This is a genomic window from Gemmatimonadota bacterium (assembly GCA_016209965.1).
In the GTDB taxonomy this organism is placed as follows: domain Bacteria; phylum Gemmatimonadota; class Gemmatimonadetes; order Longimicrobiales; family RSA9; genus JACQVE01.
The window spans coordinates 1-6,148 of record JACQVE010000239.1 but is presented as its reverse complement, the minus strand read 5'-3'; the positions used below and the strand labels follow the sequence as shown (position 1 = coordinate 6,148).

Below are 6,148 nucleotides of genomic sequence, written 5' to 3'. Positions count from 1 at the left end.
TGCCCACACCGGGCGGGATGCTGGACGACGTCGTGCTGGCACAGAGCCTCGCGGAGCTGGTGGGGCTCGATCCCATTTCCCGTGCCCGCCGCGCGCTGCGCCGCGCACTCGAGATCGAGCCCGGCTTCGAGCCTGCCGCCCTGCTGCTGGCCGAGCTGGCCCTCGCGTCAGGGGACATGGACGCGCTGCGCGCAGCCAGGGCGGCGCTGGAGACGGTCGCGGCAGGCGAGCCCGCCTCGCCCAATGCCACGCTCCGGCTGGCGCACGTGCTGCGCGCACTGGGCGAACTCCCCGCCTCGGAGGCGGCCGCGGACGCGGCCCTCGCCCAGGGGGCCGATCCCGCACTCGCGCTGCACGCCCGCGCCACGGCGCTTTTCCTCGAGCCTAACGCCGAGGAGCGGGGAGTCGAAGCTTACCGGAGCGGCATCCAGCAGCTCACGCCTGCGGCAGCGCAAAGCTACTACCAGGACCTGATCCCCATAGTACAGGCCCGGGAGGCTGCCGATTGGCAGCGCCTCGACCTCGAGGGGCGGCGGCGCTGGCTCACTCGCTTCTGGGAAGAGCGAGCCGCGCTCGCGGGCGTGACGGTGGCCCAGCGCGTGGCCGAACATTACCGGCGCCTGGCCCGAGCCTACCAGCTCTACCGCCGTGCCGGGCGGCGCGGCGCCCCTCCGGGTGGGGCGGTCGTGCGCCAGTCCGGCGCCGAGTGGGAGCTGCCACTGGACGACCGCGGGCTGGTCTACGTCCGCCACGGCGAGCCGGAGACGACCATCCGGACAGTCAACCCGGAGCTGCGCCCCAACGAGACCTGGGTGTACGCCCAGCCCGACGGCAGCAAACAGCTCTTCCACTTCATCCAGTTGCGGCTGGCCTCTGACTTCCGACTCGTGGACGATGTGCTGGCCGCGCTCGACCCCACGACTGGCGGCTCGCAACTGGAGCCGCTCAGCGAGCTGGCTCAGGACCTGGCCCCCTACGACCCCCGCTACCTGGGCCTGGCCGCCAAATTGGGCCGGGTCAGCCAGCTCCGCAGCCATGGCGCCGCCGCAAACGATGTCCGCGACGCGCTGGTCGACATCCGCTTCGCCAATCAGTCCCTCACTGCGGAGAACCGGGACCACGCTCTGACTGCTCTCGCCCGGGATAGCGACCGCCCCCGCTTCGATCGCGAGCTCCCCTTCTATTACGACATCTACACGTTCCGCGGGGACGGCACTGGCACGGATGTCACTGCGGCGCTGGCCATCCCCGGAGACCAGCTCGAGCCGCTCGAGCTCGAGGGGGAGACGGTATACTCGCTGCAGCTCTCCTTTATTGTGATCGACACCACAAGCAGGCAGAGCAGTCGCGTGGACACGACTCTTCACTTCCGCTCGCAGGCGCGCCTCGAGCGGGGGCAGTATCTACGCACCCACGTTCAACTGGCCGCGCCTCCGTCACTCCAGGCGGTCCACCGCCTGGTAGTACGAAGCGCCGCGCAGCCCGGCCAGGGCCAGCTCTACGGCGGCGTTACCCGCATCCCGGAATACCGCGGGCCAGAACTGGGGGTGAGCGACATTGTGCTGGCCGAGCCCGACACCACCGGGTCCTGGCACCGCGGCCAGGCGCGACTGGCATTGGTGCCACCCCGCCAATTCCAGGCGGGCAGAGCCCTCACCGTATTTTACGAGATTTACAACCTGCCGGAGGGTACGCCCTACCGCACCGAGATTCGCCTCGCCGGCAGCGGCGCGGGCGCGTGGTCACGCCTCAAGCGGCTGCTCGGCCTGGGCGGCGGGCCCACCACGCTCCGCTTCGAGGGTGCGGCGCGGCCAGCCGCCAGTGGCCCGGTCCAGGAGATTCGGCGCGTGGCCTCCCAGGTGGGGCCCGGCCGCTACCGCCTGCACGTCGTCATCACGAACCTGATTACGGGCGAGGCGGCAGCCAGGCAGACGGACTTCCTGGTCATTGCTTCACGGACACGACTTTCGTGGTCGCGCTGAGGCCCGATGCCGAGAAGGTGATGATCGTGCTCGTGTCGGCCGCGAGCGGCGTCAGGAACACGCGCGTCTCCCTCAGCTCCAGGAAAAAGTTCGTGCTATCCACCCGCACGACGGCCGGCTTGGCGGAAGCGGCCTCAATCGCCGTGGGCAGCCGCGTGAAGCGCCGGTCGAGGACCTGCGCCGTGAGCGTGAACGGGACCGGCACGAGCTGGTTGGTCACCGATCGACTCACCACGATAGTGGCCGGATCGCCGCTGCCCGCTTCGGTCGGGTCCTCCTCGCAAGCCGCGCCCAGCGCCGCCAGGGCCAGCACGCCCAGGGACGGCGCCATACGCGAGAAGCGTCGGAATCTCATTGTTTCTTCTCTCCAGGTGAATGGGCGACTTAGCACTCAGAATCTCAGGATCAGCCGGATCAGCTCGGCGTCCGCGACCCGCTCCATCCAGTCCGGCAGACTCGCCTCGAAGGGATCCGTGGTCATGACCAGCCGGAAATGTTGGAACCCCGACTCGTCCAGGAACGCGAACTTGATGTGGCGCTGACGCGTGTACTTCCAGATCTCGACCTCGCGGTTCCCGGACGTGGGCTGCGCCAGCTTCTCGTCCGGCTCCCCGTACTTCAGGTAGATCCGCCCACGATCACTCTGCACGCCCGGCCGGCCGATGTCTCGCTCGGCATAGTTGCGACTGGCGTACTCGACCCGCCCCATCCACTCCTCGAGCAGCTCGTGCGCCTCGGTGGCCGGCGTGCGGTCGAGCCGCGCCCAGTATCTGGCCAGGAAGCGGCGCTGCCCATCCGGCGAAAGCTCGCGCACCGACTTGGCCACCGGCTCGGCCGGCGTCGCGATAATCAGCGCTTCCACGAACTGCCGGATCGTAGCATCATCGCTCAGCGGCGCCGCGAAATAGCGCTCGAGCAACGCCTCCTCGCGGCTCTCGGCCCGCGCCGGCTGCGCCGCCGGGGCGAGCGGCTGCGTCTCGAACCCCGCCATGGTGAACTCGGTCTCGCGCCGCTCCTGGCGGCCGCCCGCCTCTGCCTCGACCACCAACCGGTACTCGCCCGGCGGCAGCCCCGCCAGGTCGAGGCCGCCCGTCTCCACGCCGCCCGGCGGCGTCAACGTGGAAGTACGCTCGGTTCGCACCAGCGGCTGAACGCGCCCGGCAGTGGGCCAGACGGAGAAGCGGAGCGATACCGGCGCGGGCGCCGCGCCCAGGGGCGCATACAGCTCGAAGTAATACCAGAGCCTGGGCTGGAATGGCGTCAGCGTGACGCGCGTGCCCTGCTCGATGGCGTAGCGGCCCTTTTGCATCTCCGCGGCAGTCGCCGCCTCGCCCGCGCCCAGCACCCGGATGCCGCTGCTCAGCACCAGATCCGACAAGAGCGGCGGGGAAGGGAACGATTCCACTGCGGCCAGCACGGAATCAGCGGCGCCGCTGCCGCGGCTGGCCACACCGATGGCGTAGGAGCCGGCGGCGAGCGCCACGGTAAAGGGGATGGTGAGCTCGATGCCGCCCTCCTGCTGCGCCAGTGCCAGCGTCCGGGCCGAGATGGACTGCTCCCAGCTTTCGCGGTGCAGCGTGTTGCCGGCAGCATCGCGCACGACCAGCTCGACCGTGCGGGCCGGGCTGAGGCTGGCCTCTGCCGCCACCTGGAGGCCGATCCGGCCTTCGAGCAGGGTGGCATCCCCGCGCCAGAACCGAGCGTGGCGGACGCGCACACCGTCGCGCTGTGCCCCTACTGCCTGGGCAGCACTGGCGATCCCGGCGGCCAGGGCCAGGATCGCCAGCGCCTGCAGGGGCAGGCCGCTTGAGCTGCGGTTGTGCTTCAAAGCCAGCAAGGCCTACCAGCCCAGCTTCACGGAGAACATGTTCACGCCCGGAAGGATGCCCAGGTGCCGGTACGTGTAATCCAGTCCCAGGTTGAACGCGCCGGCCTTCCACGCCAGGCCGCCGCCCAGCGAGAGGCCGTCCCACTTGGCATCGTCCTGCAGGGAAGAGCCGAAACCGGCCTTGCCCGCGTCCGGGTCCGTCTCCGCGTTGTCGCCCTGGTACGCGTAGCTGCCTCTCGCCGCTGCGCTCAGGCTCGACCCCAGGTTGACGGCATACTCGGCCGCCAAGCCGTAGCCCGGATCCGAGTCGTTCGGCTGCCAGAACTCGGAGAGGAGTGTGACCCGCGAGTTGACCGCCGCCAGCACGTCATAGGCGACGCCGACCCGGAACTGCGTGGGCGGCTCGGCCGCGCTCGTGCGGAACTGCCCGGGGCTCGGCTCCGCACCCATCCCGCCCTCGATCGGGTCCACGTCCGTGTTCAAGGTCGGCCCCTCGGGCTGGAACGACAGCCCAAAATTGACCACCACGAAGGAGGCCCGGATCGGCCGGCCCGCAACCTCCGTGTGGTAGTTGGTGCCGAAATCGACGGTGAAGCCCGCGGCCGTGGTGTTGGCCAGGCTCTCGTTCACGTAGCGGCCCGTCAGCCCGACGGAGAAGCGATCAGAGAACTGGAACGAGCCCGTAATGCCGATGGCGGTCTCCGACACGCTGTACGTCTCGCCTGTCCCCTCGAAATTGTCTTCGGTATAGACCGGCTGGTCGCCGAAGCCGAAGTTCGAGATGCTCACACCCAGCCCCCAGTCGCCGCCGGCCAGGGGCCAGGCAATGCCCCCCCAGATGTGGTGCGTGCTGGCGACGTACTCGGTGAAGGTGAATGCCGCCTCCTTGCGCGTCAGGAGCGCCAGCCCCGCCGGATTCCAGAACATGGCCGTGACATCCGAGACCAGCGCCGCATAGGCGCCACCCAGCGCGGCGCCCCGCGCGTCCGCGGGCAGCGTCAGGAACTGCGCCGCCGTGCCGCCGTAGCGCGTGTTGTCAATCTCCGTGGGCGGGATGTTGGGCACCTGTGCCGGGAGCAGCCCGGGCACCAGCCACAGCCCCACCAGGAGTGCGAGCGTACGCTTCATGGCTCCCAACCTCTCTTCTGGGTTCGAGGGCAGGGCGGGCACCGGAGCGCGCCGCCCCGCCCCATCCGGTTACCTGGCGAACTGGATCACGGTGAAGCGACCAATCTTCTTCTGACCGTCGGCGGACTCCACGACGAAGAAGTACACGCCGGACGCCACGAACTGGTTGTTCCGGTTGCGCAGATCCCAGGCGAGCTGGGTGCCGCCCTGCGGATCGTTGTGCTCGAGCACCCGCACCAGCGTGCCATTGAGCGTGAAGATCCGGACGATGGCCTGGGGCGGCAGGTTCACGAAGTACAGCTTCTTGTTCGCCGGCCCGATCTCGAACGCGCTGCGCACGAAATACGGATCCGGCACCGTGTGCACCTTACTGATGTCAGGCGCGCCCACTAATTCGGAGGCCGCGGTGGACTGGGCGTTGAACCTCACCCCGGTGACCATCGGCTGCCGCGGCTCGAACGGCGGGAGATTCGCCCAGAACGTGTAGCCGGCCGGATCATTGGTTAGGGAGTTCGTTGGTGCACGCAGCAGTCCGGTGTACGTGCGCAGTGTCCACACCTGTCCGCTGGCCGGCAGCGCGCTCACCTTGAAGATGTAGCGCTCGCCGTTGACGTACAGCCCGAAGCCCTGCCCGTTCGCCGGGAACGGGCCACCCGTGCCCGGACCCGCCGTGCTGATCGGGTTCAGCTTCGCCGTGGACTCGAGCGCGATGCGCTTGGCCGGATCGTCGGTGTGGCCGCAGAAGCCCAACCCAGGCAGAGTCGGGCTGACGTTGCTGATGAAATTGAAGTCGGCCCAGTCGATCACGCCGTTGCCGTTTGCGTCCGTGTTCAGGAAGCCGTAGCTCGCCTGCACGGTCGGCTTGAAGATTACCGGCGTGTTATGGCTTACGTCCGTAACCGTAACGGCTCCAGATGCGCCCCAGGTGAACTTAACGTCCGCTGCTCGGCCCATATCCGAGAACAAGTAGCTGAAGCACTGTATGTTCGTCGAGCCGGGGTATTGGGACCCGCCAGGCACCGTCGGCGTGTGGTGTATCGGCGCCCAGACGGTGTCGACACCGTCGAGATGCCCGACTTTGATGAGCGCGGTCGGATCCGCCACGGTCTCGTTCGCACCCGAGAACCAGCGTGAGCCACCCGGCACCATGCGGACACCCGTGGCGACGCCCGGGTCGATGGTGGCGCCGGCACTGCCCCGCCGGTTGGTC

The 6,148-nt window shown here is 68.9% G+C and carries 5 protein-coding genes; 1 reads left to right on the top strand and 4 read right to left on the bottom strand.

Going from position 1 to position 6,148, the window contains the following annotated elements:
* Positions 1 to 1,982 (top strand): hypothetical protein (locus HY703_09590; GenBank protein ID MBI4545436.1); only part of this gene is annotated, 1,982 nt, incomplete at its 5' end.
* Here the strand turns inward: HY703_09590 and HY703_09585 are convergent.
* The 4 genes from HY703_09585 to HY703_09570 all read right to left on the bottom strand — a co-directional run.
* Positions 1,945 to 2,337 (bottom strand): hypothetical protein, encoded by a 393-nt coding sequence (locus tag HY703_09585; GenBank protein ID MBI4545435.1) that lies wholly within the window; start codon positions 2,335 to 2,337, stop codon positions 1,945 to 1,947. The two genes, HY703_09590 and HY703_09585, sit on opposite strands and share 38 nt — an antisense overlap.
* A gap of 36 nt (positions 2,338 to 2,373) precedes the next feature.
* Complete coding sequence (locus tag HY703_09580) at positions 2,374 to 3,810, bottom strand: GWxTD domain-containing protein (GenBank protein MBI4545434.1); 1,437 nt, start codon at positions 3,808 to 3,810, stop codon at positions 2,374 to 2,376.
* Between the two features lie 12 nt (positions 3,811 to 3,822).
* Complete coding sequence (locus tag HY703_09575; GenBank protein ID MBI4545433.1) at positions 3,823 to 4,938, bottom strand: PorV/PorQ family protein; 1,116 nt, start codon at positions 4,936 to 4,938, stop codon at positions 3,823 to 3,825.
* Between the two features lie 69 nt (positions 4,939 to 5,007).
* Positions 5,008 to 6,148 (bottom strand): hypothetical protein (locus HY703_09570; protein ID MBI4545432.1); only part of this gene is annotated, 1,141 nt, incomplete at its 5' end.